The 24,659-nt window shown below is 57.3% G+C and carries 23 protein-coding genes; 11 read left to right on the top strand and 12 right to left on the bottom strand.

Translation table 11 applies throughout. The features are described from left to right. Positions 1-22: 22 nt before the first annotated feature. From GPL81_RS20605 to GPL81_RS20575, 7 genes are all read left to right on the top strand, one after another. Positions 23-1,336, top strand: coding sequence for a phenylacetate--CoA ligase family protein (locus GPL81_RS20605; protein WP_160108222.1), 1,314 nt, complete (start codon positions 23-25; stop codon positions 1,334-1,336). Continuing rightward, a complete protein-coding gene (locus GPL81_RS20600) occupies positions 1,333-2,025 on the top strand; it encodes a hypothetical protein (RefSeq protein WP_160108221.1) in 693 nt (230 codons plus the stop codon). Before GPL81_RS20605 ends, GPL81_RS20600 begins: the two co-directional genes overlap by 4 nt. A 48-nt stretch (positions 2,026-2,073) precedes the next feature. Then, the gene (locus tag GPL81_RS20595; protein WP_160108220.1) at positions 2,074-3,624 is read left to right on the top strand and encodes an AMP-binding protein; all 1,551 of its coding nucleotides are present in this window, start codon (positions 2,074-2,076) and stop codon (positions 3,622-3,624) included. A gap of 428 nt (positions 3,625-4,052) precedes the next feature. Beyond that, on the top strand, positions 4,053-5,435 hold the full coding sequence (locus GPL81_RS20590) for a DUF1329 domain-containing protein (RefSeq protein WP_160108219.1): 1,383 nt from the start codon (positions 4,053-4,055) through the stop codon (positions 5,433-5,435). Between the two features lie 154 nt (positions 5,436-5,589). Beyond that, positions 5,590-5,733 carry a hypothetical protein gene (locus tag GPL81_RS20585; protein ID WP_160108218.1) on the top strand — a complete coding sequence of 48 codons (144 nt, stop codon included), beginning with the start codon at positions 5,590-5,592 and terminating at the stop codon, positions 5,731-5,733. A 276-nt stretch (positions 5,734-6,009) separates the two neighbouring features. Continuing rightward, positions 6,010-6,696 carry a TetR/AcrR family transcriptional regulator gene (locus GPL81_RS20580; RefSeq protein WP_160108217.1) on the top strand — a complete coding sequence of 229 codons (687 nt, stop codon included), beginning with the start codon at positions 6,010-6,012 and terminating at the stop codon, positions 6,694-6,696. A gap of 94 nt (positions 6,697-6,790) precedes the next feature. Beyond that, positions 6,791-7,498 (top strand): toll/interleukin-1 receptor domain-containing protein, encoded by a 708-nt coding sequence (locus GPL81_RS20575; RefSeq protein WP_160108216.1) that lies wholly within the window; start codon positions 6,791-6,793, stop codon positions 7,496-7,498. Positions 7,499-7,777: 279 nt separating this feature from the next. Here GPL81_RS20575 and GPL81_RS20570 read toward each other — a convergent pair whose 3' ends face one another. From GPL81_RS20570 to GPL81_RS20560, 3 genes are all read right to left on the bottom strand, one after another. Beyond that, positions 7,778-9,250: an acyl-CoA reductase gene (locus tag GPL81_RS20570; RefSeq protein WP_160108215.1), complete on the bottom strand. Its 1,473-nt coding sequence runs from the start codon at positions 9,248-9,250 to the stop codon at positions 7,778-7,780. A gap of 2 nt (positions 9,251-9,252) precedes the next feature. Beyond that, entirely contained in the window at positions 9,253-10,665 is a 1,413-nt protein-coding gene (locus GPL81_RS20565) for a hypothetical protein (RefSeq protein WP_160108214.1), read from the bottom strand. Between the two features lie 910 nt (positions 10,666-11,575). Next, complete coding sequence (locus GPL81_RS20560; RefSeq protein ID WP_160108213.1) at positions 11,576-12,196, bottom strand: TetR/AcrR family transcriptional regulator; 621 nt, start codon at positions 12,194-12,196, stop codon at positions 11,576-11,578. 257 nt (positions 12,197-12,453) lie between these two features. On the opposite strand from GPL81_RS20560, the gene GPL81_RS20555 reads away from it, so the two are divergent. The 3 genes from GPL81_RS20555 (at position 12,454) to GPL81_RS20545 (ending at position 15,162) form a co-directional block, all read left to right on the top strand. Further along, on the top strand, positions 12,454-13,206 hold the full coding sequence (locus GPL81_RS20555) for an SDR family NAD(P)-dependent oxidoreductase (RefSeq protein WP_160108212.1): 753 nt from the start codon (positions 12,454-12,456) through the stop codon (positions 13,204-13,206). Between the two features lie 23 nt (positions 13,207-13,229). Then, the gene (locus GPL81_RS20550; protein WP_160108211.1) at positions 13,230-14,687 is read left to right on the top strand and encodes an aldehyde dehydrogenase family protein; all 1,458 of its coding nucleotides are present in this window, start codon (positions 13,230-13,232) and stop codon (positions 14,685-14,687) included. A 106-nt stretch (positions 14,688-14,793) separates the two neighbouring features. Beyond that, on the top strand, positions 14,794-15,162 hold the full coding sequence (locus GPL81_RS20545) for a tyrosine-protein phosphatase (protein ID WP_343038528.1): 369 nt from the start codon (positions 14,794-14,796) through the stop codon (positions 15,160-15,162). Between the two features lie 123 nt (positions 15,163-15,285). Here GPL81_RS20545 and GPL81_RS20540 read toward each other — a convergent pair whose 3' ends face one another. Genes GPL81_RS20540 through GPL81_RS20525 form a run of 4 tightly spaced genes read right to left on the bottom strand, consistent with a single transcriptional unit; the run spans position 15,286 to position 18,126 of the window. Next, positions 15,286-15,606 carry a 2Fe-2S iron-sulfur cluster-binding protein gene (locus GPL81_RS20540; protein ID WP_160108209.1) on the bottom strand — a complete coding sequence of 107 codons (321 nt, stop codon included), beginning with the start codon at positions 15,604-15,606 and terminating at the stop codon, positions 15,286-15,288. Between the two features lie 3 nt (positions 15,607-15,609). Next, positions 15,610-16,371 carry a TetR/AcrR family transcriptional regulator gene (locus GPL81_RS20535; protein WP_160108208.1) on the bottom strand — a complete coding sequence of 254 codons (762 nt, stop codon included), beginning with the start codon at positions 16,369-16,371 and terminating at the stop codon, positions 15,610-15,612. 3 nt (positions 16,372-16,374) lie between these two features. Next, positions 16,375-16,797, bottom strand: a complete 423-nt coding sequence (locus GPL81_RS20530; RefSeq protein WP_160108207.1) for a DUF3237 domain-containing protein — start codon at positions 16,795-16,797, stop codon at positions 16,375-16,377. Positions 16,798-16,812: 15 nt separating this feature from the next. Continuing rightward, on the bottom strand, positions 16,813-18,126 hold the full coding sequence (locus GPL81_RS20525) for a cytochrome P450 (RefSeq protein ID WP_160108206.1): 1,314 nt from the start codon (positions 18,124-18,126) through the stop codon (positions 16,813-16,815). 136 nt (positions 18,127-18,262) lie between these two features. Between GPL81_RS20525 and GPL81_RS20520 the strand changes: the two genes are divergently transcribed. Beyond that, the gene (locus GPL81_RS20520) at positions 18,263-19,501 is read left to right on the top strand and encodes an NAD(P)/FAD-dependent oxidoreductase (RefSeq protein WP_160108205.1); all 1,239 of its coding nucleotides are present in this window, start codon (positions 18,263-18,265) and stop codon (positions 19,499-19,501) included. A 63-nt stretch (positions 19,502-19,564) separates the two neighbouring features. Here the strand turns inward: GPL81_RS20520 and GPL81_RS20515 are convergent, their stop codons facing one another. The 5 genes from GPL81_RS20515 to GPL81_RS20495 all read right to left on the bottom strand — a co-directional run bounded on the left by GPL81_RS20515 (position 19,565) and on the right by GPL81_RS20495 (position 24,649). Then, complete coding sequence (locus tag GPL81_RS20515) at positions 19,565-20,326, bottom strand: SDR family NAD(P)-dependent oxidoreductase (RefSeq protein WP_160108204.1); 762 nt, start codon at positions 20,324-20,326, stop codon at positions 19,565-19,567. Between the two features lie 41 nt (positions 20,327-20,367). Further along, positions 20,368-21,303: an alpha/beta hydrolase gene (locus tag GPL81_RS20510; RefSeq protein ID WP_160108203.1), complete on the bottom strand. Its 936-nt coding sequence runs from the start codon at positions 21,301-21,303 to the stop codon at positions 20,368-20,370. Between the two features lie 22 nt (positions 21,304-21,325). Next, a complete protein-coding gene (locus GPL81_RS20505) occupies positions 21,326-22,666 on the bottom strand; it encodes an aldehyde dehydrogenase family protein (RefSeq protein WP_160108202.1) in 1,341 nt (446 codons plus the stop codon). A 10-nt stretch (positions 22,667-22,676) separates the two neighbouring features. Then, positions 22,677-23,783 carry an NAD(P)-dependent alcohol dehydrogenase gene (locus GPL81_RS20500; RefSeq protein ID WP_160108201.1) on the bottom strand — a complete coding sequence of 369 codons (1,107 nt, stop codon included), beginning with the start codon at positions 23,781-23,783 and terminating at the stop codon, positions 22,677-22,679. A 95-nt stretch (positions 23,784-23,878) separates the two neighbouring features. Next, on the bottom strand, positions 23,879-24,649 hold the full coding sequence (locus GPL81_RS20495; protein WP_160108200.1) for a 2-keto-4-pentenoate hydratase: 771 nt from the start codon (positions 24,647-24,649) through the stop codon (positions 23,879-23,881). Positions 24,650-24,659 lie beyond the last annotated feature (10 nt).

Raw genomic sequence — 24,659 nt, 5'->3', positions numbered from 1 at the left:
ACGACAATAATAAGGTAACGCTATGACACGACTGGACGACGACAGGTTTTTCGACCCGGACATCGAAACGATGTCTCGGGCAGATATCGAGAAACTGCAGGAAGCACGGATTCTCAAGCTGGTTCCGTATGTCTACAGCCGCTCGGCACTGATCCGCGAGGTTTGGGATGAGGCGGGCGTCAAACCTGAAGACATCAAGAGCCTGGCGGACTTCAAGGCCAAGGTGCCGTTTATCGACAAGGAACGTATCCGCCAGTTTCGCGACGAGCATGGCGACCCGGCTGGTGGTCTGGTCTGTGTCGGCCCGCCGCATTTGCGTGGTATTGGTTTTACGTCGGGGACGACTGGTGATCCGACTCCGCTGCCGCGCTCCGAATACCACGTTGCACTCGCCGGGCTCAAGCGCGAGCTCTGGCATATCGGGGTACGTGCCAACGACTACTTCACTTACGCATTGTTTACCTTCCGCGAAGGACTGAACTCCGACAAGTGGATGGACAGTGGTTTCCGCCCGGTCACCGTGCAGCACCTGCCCAGCGAAATGCCTCACTTGGTCAAGATGTCTCGTGAGCTGCGCCCCAAGGCGATGTTCATGCTCTCTACACCGCTGATCATTGCGCTGGAGAAATATGAGAAGGAAACCGGCGACGACCTCAAGGAGGCTTTCAGTTCCTATAAGGGTGTTGTGTTCGGCGGCGAGCCAATGAGCCCGCATTTCCGTGCCGTGGTCACGGGCTGGGGCCTGGAAATATTCGAACTCAGTTCTCTGGGCGACATTACCACCACCATGGACTGTCGTGCCCACGACGGCATGCACACCTGGGAAGACATCGCGCTGATCGAGCATCTGGACCCTAGCGGTGATGCTGAGATGCCCGATGACTCCCGCGGCGAACTGGTTGTCACGGCGTTGCTCGACGACGTTGGGCCGCTGATTCGCTACCGCACCGATGATCTGGTGCGGTTTACGCGCAAACCATGCAGCTGCGGGCGCACCCACGGGCGACTCAAGCCCATCGGGCGTAAGAGTGACGAGATGCTGATTCAGGGGCGCTCGATCCTGCCGATCGATATTTGGCCGCTGATGGAGCGGTTCGACGAGACCCGCACAGGTTTGTTCCAGATGATCCGTCCGCAGCGCGAAGCCGACGTCCTGACCTTGCGTGTGGGCTATGAAGAAAGTGCACTGCAGGACAGCCTGGAGCAGTTGTCGGTACGAGTTGCGGATGCCGTTTCCACCGCGCTGCAAGTACCAGTGAAGATTATTCTGGCCACGAACCAGTCGATGCTCAAGGATGGACCGCCGAACAAGATCCCGAGGGTGACCAAGCAATGAATAGTCCAGTTCAGCAGTCAACCGTACTTTCTCCGATGGCCGTGGGTCGTTACTTCGACGCACAGGGTGAGCGTCAGATCCTGCGGTATTCGGCACTGGAAATCGAACGCTCAATGCGCTCGATCCTCAAGGTGCTCAACACCTTCGATTTCCATATGGGCAGCAATCTGATGGTTACCGCGCTGCTCGACCAGGGGGTACAGGCCTTGGGGATGGAACGTGCGGTGATGCAATTCAACATGGTAGCGGTTTCGGCCGACTCCTCACTGTTTGATGCCCGCCGTGTGGAGTCGATCATTCGTCGTTTCAATTTGGTCGGCGCCTATGGAATCACCGCTGCCACGCTGGATGGTTTGGTTGGGCTGGGCCATGACCCACTCAAGCTGTTTGCCGACATGGTGGTTTGGGCCTGGCCTGACGCTTATGCGCGGTTGGCCGGCCAACCGGGTTTGACGGTGTTTCGTTGTCTGGAGCTGGGACCAGCGCTGGCCATCGAATGCAGTGCCGGCACGGGAGCACATATCGACCGCTTCGAGTGGGCGGTGGACGCAATCGATGGAGAAGTGGTGATCAGCAGTCGCCTGGAGCGTTGCCAACCTTTCCATCACTACCACACCGGTTTGCGCGGTCAGGTGCTGCACGGTGCCTGCAATTGCGGCAGTGCCGATCCCCGGATTGTTCCAGCCTGACACGCATCTCCCCCGGCCTCGCCGGGGCGATCGATGAGGACTCCCAAGATGCAAAAAGCCCAGACGGCTCAAGATAATTTCAACCTGATCCGCATGCACGGCGTCGCGGATATTTTGCGTGAGCACCGGCGCTCGCGCCCGACCATGCAAGCAGTCGTAGATGGCGACGTACGCCTGACCTGGCCGCAACTCGACGCTCGGGTCAACCGTCTGGCCCAGGCCCTCCAGGCAGCCGGCGTGACACATGGCGAGCGAATTTTGTGGCTGGGCCAGAATGATTTCAGGGTCCTCGAAGTATTGTTGGCTGCAGCCAAACTCGGTGCGATTTTTTGCCCGGCGAACTGGCGTCAGAGCGGCCACGAACTGGCTTTCGTCATTGAAGACTTCAAGCCTAAGGTCGTCCTCTGGCAGCAGGCGGAGGTCGGAGAATCGGTCTGTCATGCCCGCGAATTGAGCGAGCACGCGGCGTTGTGGGTGCAAGCCGACGATGAGAGTGGTTACGAACAGTGGATCGCTGGGCAGTCGGATGTCGATATCGAGACTCGGGTGGATGCGGATACGCCCTTGCTGGCGATCTATACAGCGGCGTTTGGAGGACATCCCAATGCGGCGCTACTGACTCAAGGTACCATCCTTTATCAAGGACTGATGCTGGCTTATACCGAGAGCATCAGCGAAAGCACCGTATTCCTCAACTCCGGTCCACTGTTCCATCTGGGAACCCTCACGTCGACCCTGGCGACTTATCAGTTCGGTGGTAAGAATGTGTTCATCGCTCGCGTGGATGCGGAACGCATGCTGCAACTGATTGAGCAGGAGCGGGTCACCCATGCATTTGTGGCGCAACCAACGCTGGAGCAGATTCGCCAAATCAATGCTGATGGCCGCTTTAACGTGTCCAGCCTGTGGTCTTCACCTCTGGCACCGGAATGGACCAACCCAATGGTGATGCCGCAGAGTGCGCCGCTCAATCGCGCCCCTCGATTGTATGGCCAGACCGAGTTAATGGGTTTTACGATAATGGGCTGGCTCGGTGGTGAGGGGGCCGGTCGACCCTCGCCATTGGTTCAGGTGCGCATCCTGGATGATAACGGTCAGGAAGTACCTGATGGCACTGTCGGGGAAATCAGTGTCCGGGGCTTGCAGGTGATGGCGGGCTACTTCGATCGAGGCGAAGAGAATCAACAGCGCACTGCCCATGGTTGGTATCGCACCCGTGACCTTGGCAAACGCTTACCAGACGGAGCTATTGCCTTTGTCGGACCGAAGACCACCATGATCAAGTCGGGGGTGGAGAATATTTACCCTGCTGAGATCGAAGGCTGTCTACGAATGCTGCCAGAGGTCCTTGATGCCTGTGTCATTGGCGTACCCGACCCCGTCTGGTCCCAGAACGTCAAGGCCCTGGTAGTGCTGCGCCCGGGCCGGCATCTGAATGCCGATGTGTTGATCGAGCATTGCAAGGTGCGCATGGCCTCGTACAAAAAGCCGAAGATTATCGAGTTTGTTGATAGCCTGCCGCGCGGCCGAGACGGGCAGTTGGACCGTGACGCAGCCAATGAGCTGTATGGCGGTGGAGGATATCCAGCTACCGCCTGACTTTAAGGTAATTTGTGTTGTGCGACGGCCCGACCGGTCTTGACCGGTCGGGCCGTTTGCATTTCATCCGCTGTGCTTTGGTAGGCGAATGCCAATCGTCTTATTCAGCGTTGACGCTTAATCATTAATAGGATTAAGATGATTAATAGGTTAAGGCGAAATGTGACATCACGCTCCCTTTCCTTGCAGTACCCCCGTTGAACAAGCGTCTCCTACAAAAAATCCAAAAGGTGGGGAGGTTTCAATGAATGCAAGCTCGCTGTTATCCGTAAACAGCACATCAGCACGCCACACCTCCCAGGTGCGGCCCAATCCGCGGATCCCCGTCTTGAGATCACCTATGGCCCTGCCTGCAGACCTGCAGCCAGCAGCCTCGCGCTCGTTAGCGCGCGCTTGAACATACCTTTCGAAGAGCCAAGGAGAACATCATGTCGTACTCGATTCACGCATTGGCCGCAGCGATTGCCTTGAGTGTCGCCGTCACTGCCCAGGCACAACCGAGCCAGCAGGAAATCGACCAGTTGGGCAAGAACCTGACCCCTTGGGGAGCGGAAGTTGCCGGCAACAAGGATGGCAGCATTCCTGCCTACACTGGTGGCATCAAGACACCACCAGCAACGTACAAACCGAGCGATTCGCGTCCAGCCGACCCATTCGCGGATGAAAAAGCCACATTCAGCATCACTAATGCCAACCTGGCTCAATACAGCGACAAATTAACGCCAGGTACGCTGGAGTTGTTCAAGCGTTTCAACGACTTCAAGATCGACGTCTATCCGACTCACCGCAGTTACCCGGAAATGGCCAAGGATCGCGTTGCAGGCACACTGAAAAACGCCAGCAATCCAGAGTGCAAGACCGAGGGCGGTGGTGTAGGTTTGCGCGGATGCTGGTTCGGTACACCGTTTCCGATTCCGAAGAGCGGTTACGAGGCCATGTGGAATGCCTTGACCCGTGATCAGACCGAATATGAATTGCGGATGGAAAGTTGGCTTGTGGATACGTCGGGCAATCGGACCATGACCAACGAATCCTTCCAGAATTCTGACTACCCGTACTGGGACTCCAAGGCCACACCGTATGAAGGCGGCGCCGAAAGCTACTACCGCATGCTTAACCGTACAGTGGCGCCTTCGCGCGACGCTGGGCAGAAGGCACTGATCTGGTACCCGGCCCATTTCGATGAGAAAGACCAGCGCACCTGGTCTTATACCACGGGCCAGCGCCGTACCCGTCTGGCGCCGGAGTTTTCCTACGACACGCCGAGTGCTTCCTTGTCCGGCGCGCTCAACTATGACGAGTTGAACTTGTTCTCCGGGCGGATGGACCGCTTCGATTTCAAACTGGTGGGTAAGAAAGAAATTATCGTACCTTACAACCAGTTCAAGTTCCTCTCCATGACGCCTGAGCAGTTGTTGGAAAAGAACTTCGTCAATCCCCAAGGCGTACGTTGGGAGTTGCATCGTGTCTGGGAAGTTCAAGCAACCCGCAAGGAGGGCAAGCGTCACATTGCAGCCCAACGTAACTTCTATATCGATGAGGACTCCTGGGCCTTGGTGGCTGCAGAAGCGAAAGATGATGCCGGCAAGATTTTCCGTGTCGGTTACAACTTCAGCTTCCCACAGTACCTGCGCAACGAGTCGGGGGCGGCCGGTACTATGAGCTTCTGTACCCTGACCTACGATTTGAGCAAAGGGCAGTACATTCTCAGCAGTTACATCAATCCAAAGAATGGCTACATCAAGCAAGTAGCTCGTATGCCGGACTACACGTTCCGTTCTGAGTCCATGGCGGGGACCGGCGTGCGCTAAGCCCTCACAGCAACGGGCTACAAAGGCCGGGTATCGCGGGCAGAGGTTTGCCCGGATATTCGGCCTTTTTTTTAGCGGTGGAGTAGAGCGCACGGTACTTGGCTCTATGACAAATCGAACTCGACAAGACGCGGTGCGGAGGCGCTTGCATGGGATGTTGCATTATCACGGCAATGCTGATTTCGCAGCTGATTTGGCTCTGGGAAAAGGCGCGGAAGACCATCTGGCTGAATTTGCTGGCGTTCGCTTGCGCGGCGATCTCTTTCGGTTTGGTGGTTTGGCACTGGCACCACATTGAAGAACTGATACTGGATCCGTTCGCTTTTTCGTTTGTCTCCGATTTGCTCAACCAAGCGGGAAGTTTTTGTCGGGCTTTAGGCACTGACTGAGTGCTGCCACTTACAAGCAGTCCTTATTGCACTCATTGAAGATTGGTCGTTAGTGGCGGGCAGATTGACTCAAGGCTGATGTAACGGCATTTGTGAGTGCTAGCTCGAGACATTCGCGAGTTTTTTATCGCGCCTAGCGTAAATCAGGGCCAGCGTTGCTCTTTTGCACTGTAGGGGATAAATCCATGTCCAGCACCTCCAAGACCCAAGCCTTACTGCAAGGCCGGTTACTGATAGAAGTTCCCGAAACGCAGCGCAAACAGCCACGACAGGCACGCTCGATCGCCATGGTCGAGGCACTAAAACAGGCTGCCAAGCAGATACTTGAAAGCGAAGGCCGCGATGCGTTGACTTTGAGCCGGGTGTCTGAGTACTCGGGCGTTTCTGTGAGCTCTATATATGAGTACTTTCCCACCCTGGACTCTCTCACTTCGTCGATGTTCGACGACTATCGCAAGCATCAGCATGCCGAGTTGCTCGAGAAAATAATTAGCTTGCCGACTTCTAGCACGCTCTACGATGGATTGCTGTTAATGCTGCGCACGTTTCTGCGCCTGCGCCGCAAACAATGGTTGGCCGATCAGGCCTTGAATACCAAGTACCTGCACTACAGCGAGTTGCAGCGTATGGACGCAGTTGAGCCTGGCAACCTGCCGCAGGCTCAATTGACTTCCGCCCTGATGCGGCGTTTCCCAAATGAGCTGGCCGTGCAGGATGCAGAGAAGGCACTGTTTATTGCTTATCACGCGGTACCAGCGCTGATTCGGGTTGTCGCCTTGGAGCGTCCACGATATTTGGAGCAGGACGACACTGCCGAGATGATTGCTCGCATGCTTTACGGACTGCTGGGTAAGCAGCGAACTATGCCTTGAGCGTGTGCGGGTGAAATTGCAGTCCAATTAACAGACCCCAGGGCATGCTTTGTGCCCTGAGTGCTAGTCGCTCCCTATATGAAAGGATTACGACATGTCTAGATGCACAGCACCAGTACGTGGACATAGCTCAGCGGCAGCGGCCGCTGCCTGCCCTGCATGCCGATATCGCACCAGTTCCCGCAGTGGCTCCCGCTATGAGGGCTATGGTTCGTCCTACTCCTCGTCCGTCGGTAGTGGAGGTAGCTATGGCAACAGTGGTGGCGGTGGTGGCGGGTCCCGCAGCAGTTCAAAGCCGCGCTGGTCGAGAGCTGGTTCATCCGTATCGTATTCACCAGCCCAAGTGCAGTCCCTGACTCCAATTCGCGAAACCGTTGAGACGCGAGCAGCGGAGCAACCTGACCTTCGTGACGTCTTCCTGTGCCACGCGTGGAACGATCGGCACGGGCCAGCCAAAAAACTGCACGAGTTACTTGTGGCGGCGGGTGTCAAAGTTTGGTTCAGCGAGAGGGACCTAGGCCTCGGTGTTCCAATGATGCGCGCAAAGGGCTTAGCGAATTCGCGAATCGGGCTTGTGCTGGTTACTCCCGCGCTGCTGACGCGCCTTCCCAAAGAGAGTGTTGCTGACAAAGAACTTTCGGCACTCCTGGCGGGTAACCAGCTCGTTCCCATTGTGCACAACACGACGTATGAAGCTCTCCGCAATGTAAGTCCTTTGCTCGCCTCCCGAAGCGGCCTGGACACTGCAGAAGATTCAATGGCGGTGGTTGCGGCAAAAATCGCCGAACTGGTAGCGCTCTAGCTCTTTGCCCACACAGTTTTGGCCATTCAGATGCGGCTGTTCGTACGCTATATCCTCTACGGTCTAACAGACCTGCTTCCGGCAGGACTGTTAGCTCCGACTAAGAGACCGCTTTTGCTCGATTTCTGACTGTCACCACCGTCAGCTTTGGGTCACTCAAGCCCCGAAACGTCATGGTCAAATCCGACACAATTGACGGGTAAGGTCGAATGCAAGCACACGGGCGATTCTGTGCAGTTCCTCGGTGAGCTACCCGATTTCGCAGCAGCGTTTCCAGTTCTACTCTGTTTTTGGTTCGAAGTTGGGCCGCTGCCAAGGCCCGGGTATTCGGGCGGGCGTGCAGATTTCATTGACGATCCACTTGCCCATTCGCCGCAAGGGTTCGATGGAGTCTTGCGGCAATGCCCAGTTCAGTGCGATAGCGTAGCCAAGTGAAACAATGCGCTGGGCGCCGTGCAGTGGCAGGCGATCCTTTAGTTCGTCCTTGAGATTTTCTGGGTAGATTCCGACTGTTTGGGTGGAGGCGTCTACTACGCTCATGACCTCATCCAACGAATTCACGGGAACGAGGTTGGCCGTACGGTCGTTGAGCGCTGCGGCGAAGGACACGGGGTCAGGCAATTGCGAAACGATTACAGCTCCTTCGCCATCCTCACCACCGATTACCCGGTACCATTCGTCTTCCAGACGCAGTGCGCGTAGGTGCGCGGCTAACTCCGGATCATAGCGCTTGGGGCGAGTGCTGATGCTATTGGGCAGGGTTAGCAGCGCGTCGTATACGTACTCGCCAAACAGATTGAGTTGATCCAAGCCTGACTCGTCGGTACCGGAAACTGCATATACCACACGAGCGTTCACGCACCCTTGTTGGTTATGTGCGCCGATATCGCAAGCCAAGCGAAGTGCTGCCTCGCGCATTCGTTCAGGACTACCAAATGTCTCAGCACCAAGGATGCTAACACTGCGTTTGGGGTCGAGAGAAATCAGCTCAAGGCCGGGCTGGATGTATTGGCTGACATGCTTGATCGAAGCGAATCCACCCCAGGCTACGATCTTCTCGAAATGCTGCGGTCGGTAAAGTTTCGCTTCAAGTGCCTGATCACCGCCACGCCAATAGGCGACGCTCAGATGTCGGGTCAGGGGATGGTCTGGCGCCATGTCAATCATGGTGCGGGCAATGGCTGTGGCCGTGAACGGGTCATTGGATGGCGCTTTGATCAGCGCATCGCTGCGCAGGATCATGTTGCGCACAATGCTCAGCAACGATAATCCCGGCGAATTGCCGGCAACGATGTGTAGCGTGCGCGCGCCGAAGCAGCGGATTTCCACGTCACGGCCGTCGTGCAGTGTTTTGCGTACCCACCCTTCTAGGTGATCAATGCCGATGGCTTGTTCGGCGGCTTCATGGATGGACTGACGGTCGAGCATGCGCGCCAGGCTCATATACTGCGCCTTGACCAGGGGCGGAGTGGTCGGCGCGGTGGCGTAGGACAGCTCGCAGGCTTCCTGCAGGTGGTGATTTCGAGAGAAATCGAGTTGTCCAGCCAACTCGTCGGTGTAGTCAAGGATGTCTGCAAAATGCAACTGGTACAGATCTGCCAATCTGGCTGGGTCACTGAGTGGTAGGCGATCAAGGTAGCAATTTGCGTCGGGTGTATGGAAGCGCAAGTCTCCACCTCGGCCGCCAATCTCGATCAATTGATCGGTGATGATCTCGCCACGGATGATCATTGGTGCAATGGGTGTCGGCATCATCATTCTCCCAGGTTGTTTAGAAAGTCCATCGCTTCCTGGTGAGCGCTTTCTGTGCCAGCACAGGTAATCTTGTCGTCACCACCATTCTTTTCGCTGTAACGCTGCACTTCACCGACAATGTACCGGCTGGTGCGACCGCAGGTGCAGTGCTGATCCCATTCGATGGTGATCTCATCGCCGGATATGAAACCGCCCCAACGCGAGTCGGCTCCCAGATCAAAGAACGCCGCGCGCCCGGTGATGCGACCATGTCGGGGTAGCGGTTCGCTTGTTTGCGGGTCGAGTTGAAAGGGGATCGCCAAGTGTGAAAGATGATAGTGGCCGTGCTCGCAGCGCATGTGCGTGGCCAGTACTTCACTCATGGCATAGAGCTCGTGCAATTCTTTTGCTCCGGTGAATCGCAGCACGTCCTCGCGCCAGCCGGCTGGTTGTATCAACCCCTTGGTCCCTCCGCCTGTGCTGACATAGGAGTCGGCGGAGAACACACCCTCCAGGCCTGTCTCCAGCCCGGCCTTTGCCATGTTATGAAGCAGGTTCCAAGTGGCCCATACGTAAATGCGCTTACCCCGCAATTCTTGCGCTATATGCTGAAAGAATTGCTTGAGATGGGCGGGCATCTTCGCCTGCAGCGCGTCATGTTCCTCTTTGCGTGCCAGTATTGCTGGGTTCACCTTCAACCGGTCCAGGGTGCCTTTGGCTTGGGCTCCCCTGATGCGTGCAGACAGGTAGAGCACATCGGAGCTCATTTTCGTGGGATAGGCTGCGTGAAAGTACTCTTCGCCGCGCAAGAGGTGCTTGACGATGCCATCGTTGCCACGCAAATGCGACGAACATCCTGAGCGGAAAAACGGGTAGGCCACATGCAGTTCTGGGCGTTCGCTGCGTAGCGGGCTGCCGAGGTTCCAGACGCTCATCTGCTTCATTGCGCCATTTTTGTCGATTTCGCTCTGGCTGTGCGGCAGGAAAGATACGGTGCCTGAAGTCCCGGTCGAATGGGAAATGCGCAGTTGCGGCAAGGCGGCGTCCATCACCTCCAACCATTCATCAATGCTCTGGCAGTGTGAGACATCGATCTCTTCGACAGGGTGGAGTGTGAGTTTTGCCAGCCATTTGTTGATGTGTTGGAAGCGATTATTTTCCAGCAGTGATGGTGGGTAGGATTTGTAAATGGTGTGGTCGAACAATAGCGGGACGACATCGTTGAAATTGTCAATGCTGTCCACATTCTCTGCGTCCGCGAGCTTCTTCAGCATAGGGATGGCATTGCGCAGTTGTGCGAAGCGTTGCTTCAGGCCTGCCAGTTGCAGCGCGTCTACCTCCTCGCGAGGTAGGTGATCCCAGGCCTCCAGGCAGTAGTCGACGAGCATTGGCGGATCGGTTAATAGCCACTGGATGTTTTTTGTAATTGTCATATCCACTCCCTGTCACATTGAGGTGAGACGTCGAGTATATGGGCGCAAAAAACTCTGCATCTCCGGATTGGATATACGACATATGATTGATACATCATTGATTAGTAATATTTTTTATATGATTGTTGGAGTGAGGTTCGGAAATGGCTCCGTGTTGTGCAGGAATTCGGCAGGCCTACCCGTGCACTCAAGCTGTAAATACTGCGCATTTTTGCCAAAACTTTTCGACCGACTATCCGAAGAAATGCCCGCTTTACCGGGAGGTCTAGAATTCATAAGGGGGACCACTTCAACGTGTCCTTACAAATCGAGAGGTATACGATGAAAATCGTTTCTTCGCTGGCGCTGGTAGTAGCGATCGGATCGATGTCCGGATGTGCAACTTCACCGCAGCAAATCACCTCAGTTCCCCTGAACGCGACTATGAGCAATTCCGGGCGTATCGCTGAAGTCACTCTCACCCCGATGGGGAGTCAAACGGATCTTTGGCTCTTTGTCAGTGGTGTACCCATCCAGGCTACATACCCTGCGCACTTATACATGTATGTGTATTCGGGAAGCTGTAGCAGTCTTGGAGGAAAGCCTGTCTATGAGCTTAACCAAAGTGTGAACACGGATTATTACCGGCCTGGGCCGGGCATCCATCTCGGAAAGAGCGTACCGGTGGCATATGACACGCTTCGTTCCGGTGGCTATGCATTGGTTGTGCGAGGAAGCCCAGCCGATGGAGGCCACGATCTCTTCTGCGGAAAGCTCGGATGAGGTGTCCTCGGTAACAAGGATCTGTTTTGACTTCAGTACCTTCTTCGGTGGCGACCACAAGGATCGACTTTGTTTGCTCGTCGTAGTCGCTGCCGCTTAAACCCAATCGCGCCACAATCGTTGCGCGCACCTCTTTAGGCCAAATCCTCTATCGGGACAGCTTGAAACCAGCGGGACGACCTAGCAGGTCGTAGACCAGTCGGATAAATAGTTTTCCGGGGCTGCCGAAGCGATCCGGTGAGGTGCCGCGCTCAAACTGCAGGCCATGGGTGAAGGTGTGGACAACGAAGGTGATGTAATCCGGGTCGACGCTGGCTTCGCAGCCGGTGGCGCGGCACAGGCTACGGATCATCTCCAGCAACTGTTGCCTGATCTCGCCATTGACGGTTTCAAAGCGTTTGCCGAACTCCGGTGACCGCTCGGCCTCCAGGCGTAGTTCTACGGCGAGCAACCACCAATGGCGCTGGCTGGCGTCCAGGTCGAATTGTTTTTCCAGATGCTGCAACAGTGTGGCGGGATCCAGGGATTCGTCGATCAGCGCGCGCCACTGGGCGATGGCCAGGGAGTTGTTTTCGCTCAATAGCTCCAAAGCCAGTTCGCTCTTGCTGGAGTAGTTGGAGTAGAACGCGCCGCGTGAGTATCCGGCAGCCTCTGTGATGCGATCGATCGATGCACCGGCGACACCGTACTGGGCGAACTCACCACGCGCCGCGGTGCGCAGACATTGCCGGGTTATGTCCTGGCTTTCCTGCCGGGTGATTCTGGCCAAGGCATTCTCCCTTGTGTTCATTGCGATTTTGAAATACATGACGTATCTGAGTTTTGATCGTATTTAGGGTTCTGTCGCTCGTCAAGTAAATAATTAATATGATTTATATTTATTCGCGGATTCCTTGTGACTGCAGATACGGTTTGTATTTCAAAAATATTCATGCGTATCATCTATATGAATTTGCCATGGCGAGTCTGCCGTCCGTCATGCGCGGCGCATTAACAAGCGATAACAATAAGAAGGAGTGCCAGCACATGAGTTTCGATAACAAGGTGGCGATCGTTACCGGTGGTGCCCAGGGCATGGGGCGTGAGTATGTTCGTTTGCTGGTGGAGCAGGGTGCGTGTGTGGTGATCGCCGATATCAACCTGGATCAGGCACAAAAGGCTGTCGACGAGCTGGGTTTCAAGGATCAGTTGCTGGCGGTGCGTACTGACGTGGGTGACCTGGCTTCCTGCGAGGCCTGTGTGAAGTCTGCTGAAGAGCGTTTTGGCGGCATCGATTACCTGGTCAACAATGCCGGCCTGTTGTCGGCGGCAGCCTTCCCCTCGCTGATCGACATTCCCGTGGAAAAGTACCGACAAATCACCGAGGTCATGCTTAACGGGCAGCTATGGATGGCCCGTGCTGCGGTGCCAGCGATGCGTAGGCGTGGCGGCGGTGCGATTGTCAATGTGTCCTCGATTGGCGCCTACCAGGCTACCGGCGTCTATTCGCTGACCAAGCTGGGGGTCAACGGGCTGACCATCAACCTGGCGCGCGAGTTGGCCAAGGACAATATCCGCGTCAATGCTGTCGCTCCCGGTACGGTTGCCACCGAGGGCATGCAGCCGTTGATGAGCGTGGAGCAGATGGCCCATTGGGGACAAATGCTCGGTCGTCCTACCGAGCGCGTGGCCACGCCGGACCTCATCGCCCAGGTTGGACTGTTTCTGCTGTCGGATGCGGCCAGTTACGTGCGCGGGCAGATCATCGCGGTCGATGACGGCCAGCAGATTCGCCTCTGACCCCAGCTAAGGAGTACAACAAGATGAGCCATGACCGTACCCCACCCGACTGCAGCCTGTTGATCGGCGAGCATGAGTTGAGCAGTGCCAGTGGTGGCGTGTTTGCCCATATCAACCCGGCCACCGGTGATCACCAGGCCAACATTCCTCTGGCCGGACCGGCCGAGGTTAACCAGGCGGTGGCATGTGCCAGCCAGGCCTTCGAGCTCTGGCGGCGCTTTCCGGGGGAGCAGCGCGCGTTGTTACTGAACCGTTTTGCCGACCTTATCGAGAAACACACCGATGAGTTTATCCGCCTGGCCGCTATCGAAGGCGGTACGCCAATCACGGTGGGCGCCGGTGGTCCGCGTCTGGGCGCGGAGTGGACGCGCTACTACGCCGGTTGGGCCGACAAGATCGATGGTCAGGTAGTATCCATGCCGCCAGCCGGGGAGCTCATCTACACCCGGCCCGAGCCTTACGGGGTGATCGGCATCATCATCACCTGGAACGGCCCGCTGATTTCTCTCGGCATGAAGGTGGCTCCAGCGCTGGCCGCCGGCAACACCGTGGTGATCAAGCCTGCCGAGCAAACGCCGTTCGTCGCCCATTTGTTCGCCAAGCTCGCGTTGCAGGCCGGGATTCCACCGGGGGTGATCAACGTGCTGCCGGGCTCCACTGAGGCGGCGCAAGCCCTGATAGGCCATCCGGACGTGCAGAAGGTGACCTTCACTGGCGGCCCGGTGACGGCGCGCAAAATCCTTCACCAGTGTGCCGATCTGCTCAAGCCCGCTGTACTGGAGCTGGGTGGCAAGTCCGCCAACATCGTTTTCGAGGATGCGGACGTCGTGTCCGTGGCGCAGATGGCGGCATTTTGGAGTGTTGGCCTGCTCAGTGGTCAGGGTTGTGAACTACCGACTCGGCTGCTGGTGCAGGACAGCATCTATGACGCCATGGTAGAGGCAGTCAGGACGGTGGCCGGGCACCTGCCGCTGGGCGATCCGTTCGACCCGAACACCATTGTCGGTCCGGTAATCAACGAGGATGCCTGCACACGCATCCTCGGCATGGTGGAACGGGCCAAGCGCAGTGGTGCCGGGCGCCTGGTGCTGGGTGGCGAGCGGCTTGGCGGCGAGTACGCCAACGGCTACTACCTGCGACCCACGGTGTTCGCGGACGTCGATCCAGCCAGCGAAATCTCCCAGCAGGAGGTGTTCGGTCCGGTGCTGGTGATCCAGCGCTTCAAGACGGAGGAGCAAGCCATTGCCCTTGCAAACTCCACCGGCTATGGCTTGGGCGGCTATGTCCAGACTCATGACCTGGGCCGCGCCAACCGCATGGCCGCGGCGTTGAAAACCGGCTATGTGCATATTAACGGCACGCGCAATATTCCAGCCTGCGCACCATTTGGCGGCATCGGCCTGTCCGGTTATGGCAAGGAAGGCGGACGTCCAGGGCTGGACGAGTTCATCCGTTTGAAAACAGTGAGCATGCCAGCGTGAAAAGGGAGCCCTCGACGTTGGCGCGTCGAGGGCCGAAGTAATCATGGCTGAACAAGGATCCTGAATTTGAAACCACTGCACATTGCAGCATTGGCCTTGACCATTGGTGGGGCGGCTATTGCATCCCGCAGATACTACGCAGCAAACGGTGCCGCCCTATAGTCAGCCTGGCCGCAGCGTTAGGTTGACAGCCATTGGGATGCCGCGTGCGACCATTCTCGAGGATTACCTGGCGACCAACCGCCTCACCGGCGACATTGTGAAACAGCAAGTTGCTGCAATGGTCGCGCATAGCGGTGGTCAGGCCAACCGCGAGGTGCTGACAACCTTGTTGCAGGTCCATCCGGCATTTTTGCAATTCGCCTATGCAGCCATCGACCAACAATACGGGAGTATCGACAACTACCTGATCCAGGGCCTGGGCATGGGCCCTGCGCAGTGTCGAATATTGCGTGAAAAGCTACTGGAGCCGTAGCTGCGCGCCATTGCTGCGAGTACTCAAGGCTCCCGATGTTCTGCACATTGGCTCGGGAGCCGAGACGCAGTGGTCCCTTCGCCGCATTCAGAATGGCGGTAGTAGCTTGACGAACCGAACGACTCAGAACTGGCGATGCGGTATACGCACCACTAGCCCGTCAAGGGCACTGCTCATTACTACCTGACACGCCAGGCGGCTGTTTTCCCGAACGTCCAGGGCGCCTTCGAGAATTTCAAGTTCCTCGTCAGTGGCTGCCGGTACGCTTGCCACCCAGCTCGGGTCTACATAAGTGTGGCAGGTTGCGCAGCTGCAGCTACCGCCACAGTCGCCCAGTATCCCGGGTATCAGATTGGCGACAGCAATTTCCATCAGGTTGGTGCCTTCGTTGGCCTGTACGCTATGCACGTTTCCGTTGGCTTCGATGTAGGTAAGGTTTGGCATCGGTTAGTGTCCGTTATTGTTATAGGGGGGATGACTGTTGATTTCCTGGCGAAACAAAGCCAGTAATTGATGAACTTCCAGAAGTCGTGCCTCAAGTCTTGCCAGACGCGATTCGACTCCTTCGGTACCCTCCAGACTTGGCTGGAGAGGGGTATTTGGTGGTATCAGTACGGGTAATACAAAGGTATCCAGGTGATGGCGCAGGCTCTCCGCTGTCCAGTCATCGCTGGCCTTGATCTGTAGAAGCTGGCGAACCAGCCACTCGATCATTTCATCAACGTCGAGTTCGGCACGCAGTTCTCCGCGGGCTTTGGCGGCGCCGATAACCGGCAGCAGGATGCGACTGATCTTGGTACGAAATACCGAACTGAACAGTTCCAGGCCACTGCGCGATACACCGCTGTCGAGCAGGCTCCCGAGCAGCGCGTTGCGAGGGACTTCCAGAACCGACCAACAGACAAATTGGGCAATCCGCTCCGGCAGCGAATCGGCCCCGGTCAGAATCTGTTGAGCCGTGGCTTCCATGGGGCGTGACTGGGCATCGAGTACGGCAGCAAATAAACCTTCCTTGCTGCCATAGCGGCGATACAGGGTCGCTCGGGAAAGGCCAGTAGCCCGGGCGATGTCATCGACAGAGACTTTGTCCAGCCCCATTCGGACAACACAGTCGGTGGCCACGGCGATGAATTGCGGCGTTAATTTCAAGCCGCGCGCATCGTTACCTGTACCAGAGAGTGAAGCGGTGTTTGGCAGGGGCTGGAACATGAGTCAGTTCGCCTGGTAGATGTCGTAGACGAGGGTATCGTTCTCGCCCTTGATGCCGCGCCCGATGGCCTGGACTTTATTCAGCCAGGCATATCGGCTGTCGCCGGTTTCGAAGGTCGGTGTGATCATGAGCGGTGAAGTGCCCTCGGGGCCGACGCCTGCACGACCGGTGTAGCTGACATGGATCAGCGCACCATCATGGGTTTCCAGGGTGCAGCGCACATCGACGTGCAAGGTGCCGTCCGGGCTGACCAACGCCCAGTCGGCCGCAGCAATCGGCTTGAGCGTGGCATTGAGGCGCTCGCCTTCCCACTGTGCCGAAAGCACGTCGACGATCGCACGAGTACCACGAGGCGTATTGGGGAGATAGGCAGGCGTACCCAGTTTGAGTGTGGCGGTGGCGAGGTGAGTGAGGGTAATGCTCATCTTTTATTGTCCTTATCAGTGGGATGAATGCGAGTGGGCAATCGCGCCGGTGAAGGGGCAGGTTTGTGGGCGTGAGGCATTGGAGGCATAGAAGCTCAAGCTGGTGTCGGCGTTGGCCGATTTACCTGGGCTAAAACGCACCGGCATGTGGTTGATGCCGTTGGTGAAGTTCGAGCGCAGGCGTTCCACTTCGCCGTCCAACTGGATGTCCGGCAGGCGGGTAACGAGTTCCTTGAACATTGCCAACAGTTCGGAACGAGCCAACATGGCACCGAGGCAGCGGTGGATACCTGTCTTGTGACCGAAGGCCATGTGCTCGCGAGCGTTGGCGCGGCGGATATCGAACCTGTTCGGTTCGCTGAAGACGGTTTCATCCCGGTTGCCCGAGCAATACCACATCACTACCTTGTCGCCAGCCTTGATGGTGTGGCCGTCGAGCACGTAATCGGCTTTGGCCTTGCGTGCAAAGCACAACGCCGGTGTGGTGACTCGCAACATTTCTTCGACGGCGTTAGGTAGCAGCGAGAGGTCCTCGCGCAGTGCCTGCATCGACTCCGGATTCTCGATCAGTTGCAGCGTGCCATGCAGAATCTGCGTACGAGTGGTCTCGTTACCGGCAGTGGCCAGAATCAGGAAGAAGCAGCCGAGATCAAACTCGGACAGCATCTCGCCATCCTGCTGGGCGTTGGCGACCAGGCTGAACACGTCTTCAGTGGGTTGGGCGCGACGCTTGACCGCAAGTTGCATGGCATAGGCGAACATTTCCTGTTGCGCCTTGTGCATGCCGCCTGCGCTGGAGATGCGCGGATCTTCGCCACCAAACATGGCATTGGCCCAGTTGAACAGGTTCTGCCGATCTTCGGCAGGCACGCCAAGCAGGTCGGCGACCACTTCGATGGGCATGTGCGCGGCCAGGTCATGGAAGTCACAGCGGCCTTGCTCGATTACGGCATCGATGGAGTCCACCGCCAGCTGGCGGATGCGCTCCTCGATTTTCGAGATAGCCTTGGGGGTGAAGCCACTCATGATCAGCTTGCGCAAGGTGGCATGGCGCGGGGGGTCGGAGAGGATGATCATTTTGCCCACGGTTGCGGCCAGCACCTCTTCGGGAACTTCGAGCGGTGATACGCCCGTCTCCGAGCTGAACACCTCAACGTTGTTCTCTACTTCCATGATGTCCTTGTAGCGAGTCACCGACCAGAACCCGCTACCGTCCGCGCGTGGCTGCCAGCTTACCGGGTGCTCCTTTCGCAGGAAGGCGAAGTATTCATAGGGGACGCCGCGCTCAAAAACGCCAGAGTCGGACAGGTCGATATCACCAAGCTTCATGAGTTACACCTCTTATTTTTAGTGGGGTGAGACAAATCATCTGCCGCGTTTCAACAATTGAGTCATGATTGTTGATTTGTATCTTATAGATGATTAATGTGATTGCAACAAGATCCTCAGCGAAAGGTGCACTACGATGTTGGAGTCAACCAAGGTCTATGACGTTCTGATCGTCGGTGGCGGGCAGGCCGCTGCACAAACGGCGTTTACACTTCGACAGCAGGGATACGCGGGCAGCGTTCTTTTGGTCAGTGATGAGCCGGTTTTGCCCTATCAGCGCCCACCGTTGTCAAAGCAGTTTTTGCGCGGCGAAGCTTCGCTGGAATCCCTGCAGCTTTGGCCCGCTGCGGCTTATGATCAAAACCGGATTGAGTGCATGCTGGGGGCTTCAGTCGTTCGGCTATTACCCGATTTGCACCAGGTAGAGCTCCACGACGGGCAACGTTTTGGTTACGGCAAGCTGGTTCTGGCCACAGGCGGTAGGGCGCGGCGACTGGCGTTGCCGGGGGCGGAGCTTGCAGGTGTCGAGGTCTTGCGAACTCAACAGGATGTGATGGCAATTCGTGATGGCTGGCAGGCCGGACAGCGCCTGGTCATTGTCGGGGGAGGTTATGTCGGGCTGGAGGTGGCGGCGGTAGCCAATGGATGTGGCCACATCGTCACAGTGTTGGAACAGGCCGAACGAGTACTGGCCCGAGTCACGGCCCCACAGCTGTCGCAGTTCTACGAGGACCTCCATCGTGGTCACGGCGTGGAAGTGCTCACCAACGCTGCTGTGGTGGGATTCCACGCCGATGCGTCGGGCAAGAACGTCGCAACGGTGGTGCTGGCCGATGGTCGGGTCATACCTGCCGACCGGGTGGTCGTTGGCGTGGGGTTGATTCCCAATACCGAATTGGCCGAGCAGGCAGGTTTGGCGCTGGAAAATGGCATTAGGGTCGACGCATCCTGCATAACCAGTGATCCAGACATTTATGCTGCCGGAGACTGTGCAAATCATCCCTGTGGTTTTTTTGGACGACGCATGCGCCTGGAATCCGTACCCAATGCCAATGAGCACGCGCGCTGTATCGCGGCGAACCTCTGCGGGCAGAATCAGCAATTAGAGGCGTTGCCCTGGTTCTGGTCGGATCAATATGGATTGAAGTTACAAATGGCGGGGCTGTCTGAAGGACATGACCAGTTCGTCCTGCGCGGTGCATTGGCTGACGGTCAGTTCAGTGCGTTCTATCTCAAGGGCGGACAACTGATTGCTGTCGATTGTGTTGGTCGTCCGGCGGACTTCATGCAGGCTCGTCGCTTGATCCAGCAGCGCGTTGCGGTAAAAGCCGAACAGTTGGCTGACGCAAGCATTGGTTTGAAGGGGCTGGTCTGATAGTGTGATTCAAAAGGCGGGGCGGCTCAGACACCAGCCGCCCGCACAGGAGCTGCTGCAGACTCAGCGCAAGCGGATCCCACCATCGAGCCGAATGGTTTCACCATTGAGCATGACGTTGACGATGATTTGCTCGGCCAGTAGTGCAAAGTCTTCAGCTTGACCAAGGCGACGAGGGAAAGGCGTTGCCTGAGCCGAAGCCTGCAAGCGATCGCTGGGTTTGTCGGCAAGCATCGCGGTGGCGAACGGCCCCGGCGCCACACTTACAACGCGGATGCCATGGTTGCCCAGCTCCCGGGCCGCGGGCAGGGTCATGCCCACCACGCCAGCCTTGGACGCACCATAACCCACCTGGCCAGCACCTCCATCGAAAGCACACACCGAAGCTACAGTCACGATGACGCCACGTTCATTATCGGGACCAACGACCGGATTGCTGCGCATGCGTGCCGCCGCCAGGCGAAGAACGTTGAAGGTGCCGACCAGATTGATATCAATGATTCGTTGATAGTTCGCCAGACTCGCCGGATTGCCATCGGCATCAAGCAGGAACTCGGTTTCAGCAATGCCGGCACAATGGATCACACCGTGCAGGCCATCTGATCCGCTGGCAGCCTCGACGGCCTGACGCATGTCGCCTTCACTACGTACATCGCCAAGCAGGCCCTTGGCCATGGGTCCCAGTTCTTCAACCACTCGACCGATGTCCGAGTTGGCGTCGCACAGCAGCACATGCGCGCCGGCTGCCAGCAGTCGTTTGGCTGTTGCCAGCCCCAGACCTGAAGCAGCACCGGTTACCAGAAAATATTTACTTTGAATTTCCATGACGCGGTCCTTATCAATTTTTATTGTATGGCGTCTGTTTTTCAGTCACGAGCCAGCACGGTTTGCAGTGAATCAATGGTCTCGTCGAGGGCCTGGTCGGATAGCTGGAGCATCCCGATGTAGCTCATGAAGCCATGAATGGCACCCGGGTAGACCAGGCTATGAACCACCACACCCGCCACGCGCAGACGATCGATATAGGCCAGACCTTCGTCCTTGAGCGGATCGTAACCGCCGACGACCAGGGTCGCAGGAGGCAAATTACTCAAGTCGTCAGTCTTGAGTGGGCAGCAGTAAGGTTTGTCGGCATCCTGCGGAGCAGTCAGATACTGCCCCCAGAACCAGCGCATCATGTCAGTTTCAAGGAAATAACCACTGCCTACCTCGCGGTAGGAAGTACGGCTCAAATCGTTGTCGCAGACCGGATAGAACAGCAATTGATGCGCGATGGCCGGGCCACCGCAGTCACGCGCTTTGATGCAGACATTGGCGGCCAGGTTACCGCCAGCACTGTCGCCACCCACCATCAGTCGTGATGGGTCGATCGATAGCGCAGCGGCCTGCTCGGCTACCCATTGCACGGCTGTCCAGGCATCGTTGAACGCCGCTGGAAACCGGTCTTCTGGTGCGCGGCGATAATCCACCGATACGACCAGAGCACCAAGCCGATTGCTCAAGGCCCGGCAGAGGTTGTCGTGGCTGTCAAGGTCGCCGAGTACAAAACCGCCGCCGTGGAAGTAAACCAACGCTGGGAGTACCCCTTCAGTGTGTGGGCGATAGATCCGCACGGTGACGTCCGAACCCTTGCCGGAAATAACACGATCACTGACTTGCGCCAGGCTTTCGCCTTGGCCGCGGGTAACGCGTTTGGCATCGGCCAGCGCTCTGAATGTTTCTGCGGTCAGCTCTTCATAAGGCGGCAATTTCAGGGCGCCGAAAGCGTTGAGCAGGCCTTGCATTTGTGGGTCGAGAGACATGTTATCCATTCCTTGCACAGGTTCAGGCGCTCTGCTGAATCAACACCGAGCGAGCGTTGGAAAGCTCGAGAAATCCGGCGTGCCCGTGGTATCGGCCCATGCCACTGCCGTTGACGCCTCCGAACGGTAGGTTCTTCTCGACGAAGTGCATCATCACGTGGTTGATCGTAACCCCACCGGATGAGGTGCCCAACAGGACCTGATCGACGAAAGCCTGGTCATGACTGAAGATGTACATCCCCAGAGGTTTGCCCGTGCTATCTATTTGCGTTAGCACCTCGTCGAGACTGTCATAGGCCAGCACGGGCAGCAGTGGACCGAAAATCTCTTCCTGCATGATGCGTGCATCCAGTGGCACGTTGGTGAGCAGGGTCGGGTGGATGGTCAGGCTTTCCCGCTCGGACTGGCCGCCGCGCAAAACTTGCGCGCCACGCTGACAAGCGTCTTCGATGTAACCCAGTACTCGCTCAAAGTTGCGTGTGTTGACGATCCGTGGAAGGCGCTCAAGACTCAATTCGCCGTTCACGTAAAACATCTTCTCGATGGTTCCGGTCAACAATTGGCAGAATTCTTCATGCAGTGCTCTAGGCACCCAAACGTGGTCCACGGACAGGCACAGTTGCCCGGCATTGTTGAACCGGCCACCGACCACCTTGGCGGCAGCCTCATTCAGGTCGTAGGCATTGTCGAGAATGGCCGGGCATTTGCCGCCTAACTCCAGTGTCACCGTACTCAAATGCCGCGCGGCGGCAGCCATTACCCGCTTGCCTACTGCCGGGCTACCGGTGAAGAACACATGGTCGAACGGTAGTTCTTGCAACGACTCGGCGACTTCAATGCCACCTTCCACTACCGCAACGTCCTGTTCCTCGAACACGGCGTTGATCAGTTCGGCGATCACTGTGCTTGTAGCGGGTTGAAGTTCATTGGGCTTGATGATGGCGCTGTTGCCGGCGGCAATGATCGCCACCAGCGGCGCCATGACCAAGGCAAACGGAAAGTTCCAGGCACCGAGCAACAGCACGACGCCCCGCGGCTCATACTGGATGTGCGCGGCAGTGTTTGGCAGGTAGGACGACTGCGCTACGGGCTTGGGTGCCATCCAATGTTCCAGGTAGGCGATAGCCGTGCCGATCTCGCCCAGTACCGAGGCGATTTCTCCGCCTTTACCGCCGTTGGGCGCCTTGCGCAGGTCTTCGTACAGGGCTTGTTCAATTTGCGGGATGCGCGCCACGATTGCGTCTTTCAATCGGGCTAACTTGGCCCCACGGATTTCGGCGCCTTCCTGCTTGCGAGCCACGCGGGTGGCGCGTTGAAGGGCGAACAGTCGCTCGATGCGATGATTGATGTTTTCAATGGACATGGCTTCTTCCTCAGGGCAGGCGCAGTACAGGTTTGATCGCGCTGCCGTCATGGGCATCGTGGATCGCCTGGTTGATCTGATCGAATGGGTAGTACCGAATCAGTTTTTCCACCGGGAGCAGGCCTGCCTTCCAATAGCCGATCAGTTTCGGGATGAACAGGTCCGGTACTCCGCCAGCACCGGCCATGATGCTGCCCTGGATTTTGATTTTCTTGCTTTGCACGATGGTCGGGTTGAACGACACGCTGGCCTGCGCACCCGCGATGCCGACCAGTACCACGCTGCCGCCAATGCCGAGGGCGGCGATGGCTTGTTCCATGACTGCCGGGATGCCCGTCGCCTCTACGCTGTAGTCGGCGCCGCCGCCGGTAATTTCATTGATTGCCGCCATTACATCGGCACTTCCCGCATCGATGACATGGGTGGCACCCAGCTCCTCTGCCAAGGCCAGACGGCTTTGCACCTTGTCGACCACGATCCGCTGCCCGCAGCCTGCAATTTTCGCCGCCATGAGAGCAGCCAGGCCCACACCACCGGCACCGAACACTACCAGGCTGGAACCGGGGTGTGGTTGCAGCGTATTGAGCACCGCGCCAGCGCCTGTCTGGATTCCGCAACCCAATGGTGCAAGTACATCAAGCGGCAGGTCTGCATCGACTTTGATCACATTGCGCTCGCTGGTCAGCAGGTGGCTGGCGAACGAAGATTGGCCCAGGAAGCCGGCGAACACAGGCTTGGCATCGTGTTGATGCGTGCAACCGCCCTCGCAGGTTTTCCCGCCGGACATGTTCAACTCACGAAAGCGCGTGCAATAAGAAGGGTTGGCGGACAGGCAAGAAGGGCACTTGCCGCAGGAAGACGTCGTCATGATGACATGATCGCCCACCGCTACTTTGCTCACCTGACTGCCAACCTTTTCCACGACACCAGCACCTTCATGGCCAAATAACACAGGCCAGGGCATTGCCGGGTTTGCCAATACGTTGAGATCGGTGTGGCACAGGCCGGTAGCGACCAGCTTGACCTGGATCTGCAGGGGGCCGGGTTCGGCCATATCAACCGTTTCTATACTCAGAGGACCGTTGCTTGCGAACGCCAGGGCTGCTTGGATTTTCATGCGCCACTACTCCTTATTGTTTTTCTTAATATAGGGAAAGATTTAATCATATGTATCATTGATATTTATGCACATCAAGCCCTCGTCGATCACCCTTATATAAAAGTCACGAAAGCAGACCCAACACCGGCCAGGCGGGCTTCAAACAGGCCGCCGTATTCGGGCACGGTTATCAGATTGCGGTACGGATTGCCCGTAGAGACCAGGGTTCCGGCCTCGAGTATCAGTCCACTGTTGGCCAGCTCCCGGGCGAGCCAAAGTACGGCGTTGCCCGGATGATCCATGATGTGGAGAAGTGAGCCTTCGGCCAAATGGCGATGGTCATGCCAGACCGCCATATTGAGATTGAAATCACCCAGCTCGTGGGCTGCAATCCACGGTCCGCCCAAAACCAGCATGCCGCTCAGGGCATTGTCGGCTTCGATCTGGGCGCGATTGGGAATGCCTCGGGCGCTGTGCTCGCTGGCGCTCGGTCGCCATCCGCTCCAGCGGCTGTCGGCGACTTCGATTCCTGCGCAAACATGTGAATGGGCAAGCAACTCTTCCAAGGTGGCCGTAGGATCCAGGGCTTTGTCGAGGCGGAACACTGCCTCGGTCTCCACCAGCGGATCGAATAGTCGATCCCTGGGCAGTGTGGCTGGCCCATGGATGATCATGTCGCCAGTCAATGCGCCCCAGGTCATCGACATGGAAACTTTGTACCCGCGGATGAGCGCCGGATCGCCTGCTGTCATCAGCTCCAGTGTCCGCTGCTTGACAGCGCTGGCCTCTGCCTTAGTCATGTCTGCAGGCGGTTCCACGGGTTCCATAGCCTGGCGAGCCATTAACAGGCGTGCGGCCAGCACGTGGATGTCCTGTTCGTTCATGGAGAGGACC

This window comes from Pseudomonas izuensis, assembly GCF_009861505.1.
Classification (GTDB): domain Bacteria; phylum Pseudomonadota; class Gammaproteobacteria; order Pseudomonadales; family Pseudomonadaceae; genus Aquipseudomonas; species Aquipseudomonas izuensis.
The sequence above is the reverse complement of the archived record's forward strand: the minus strand, read 5'-3'. Positions and strand labels throughout refer to the sequence as shown.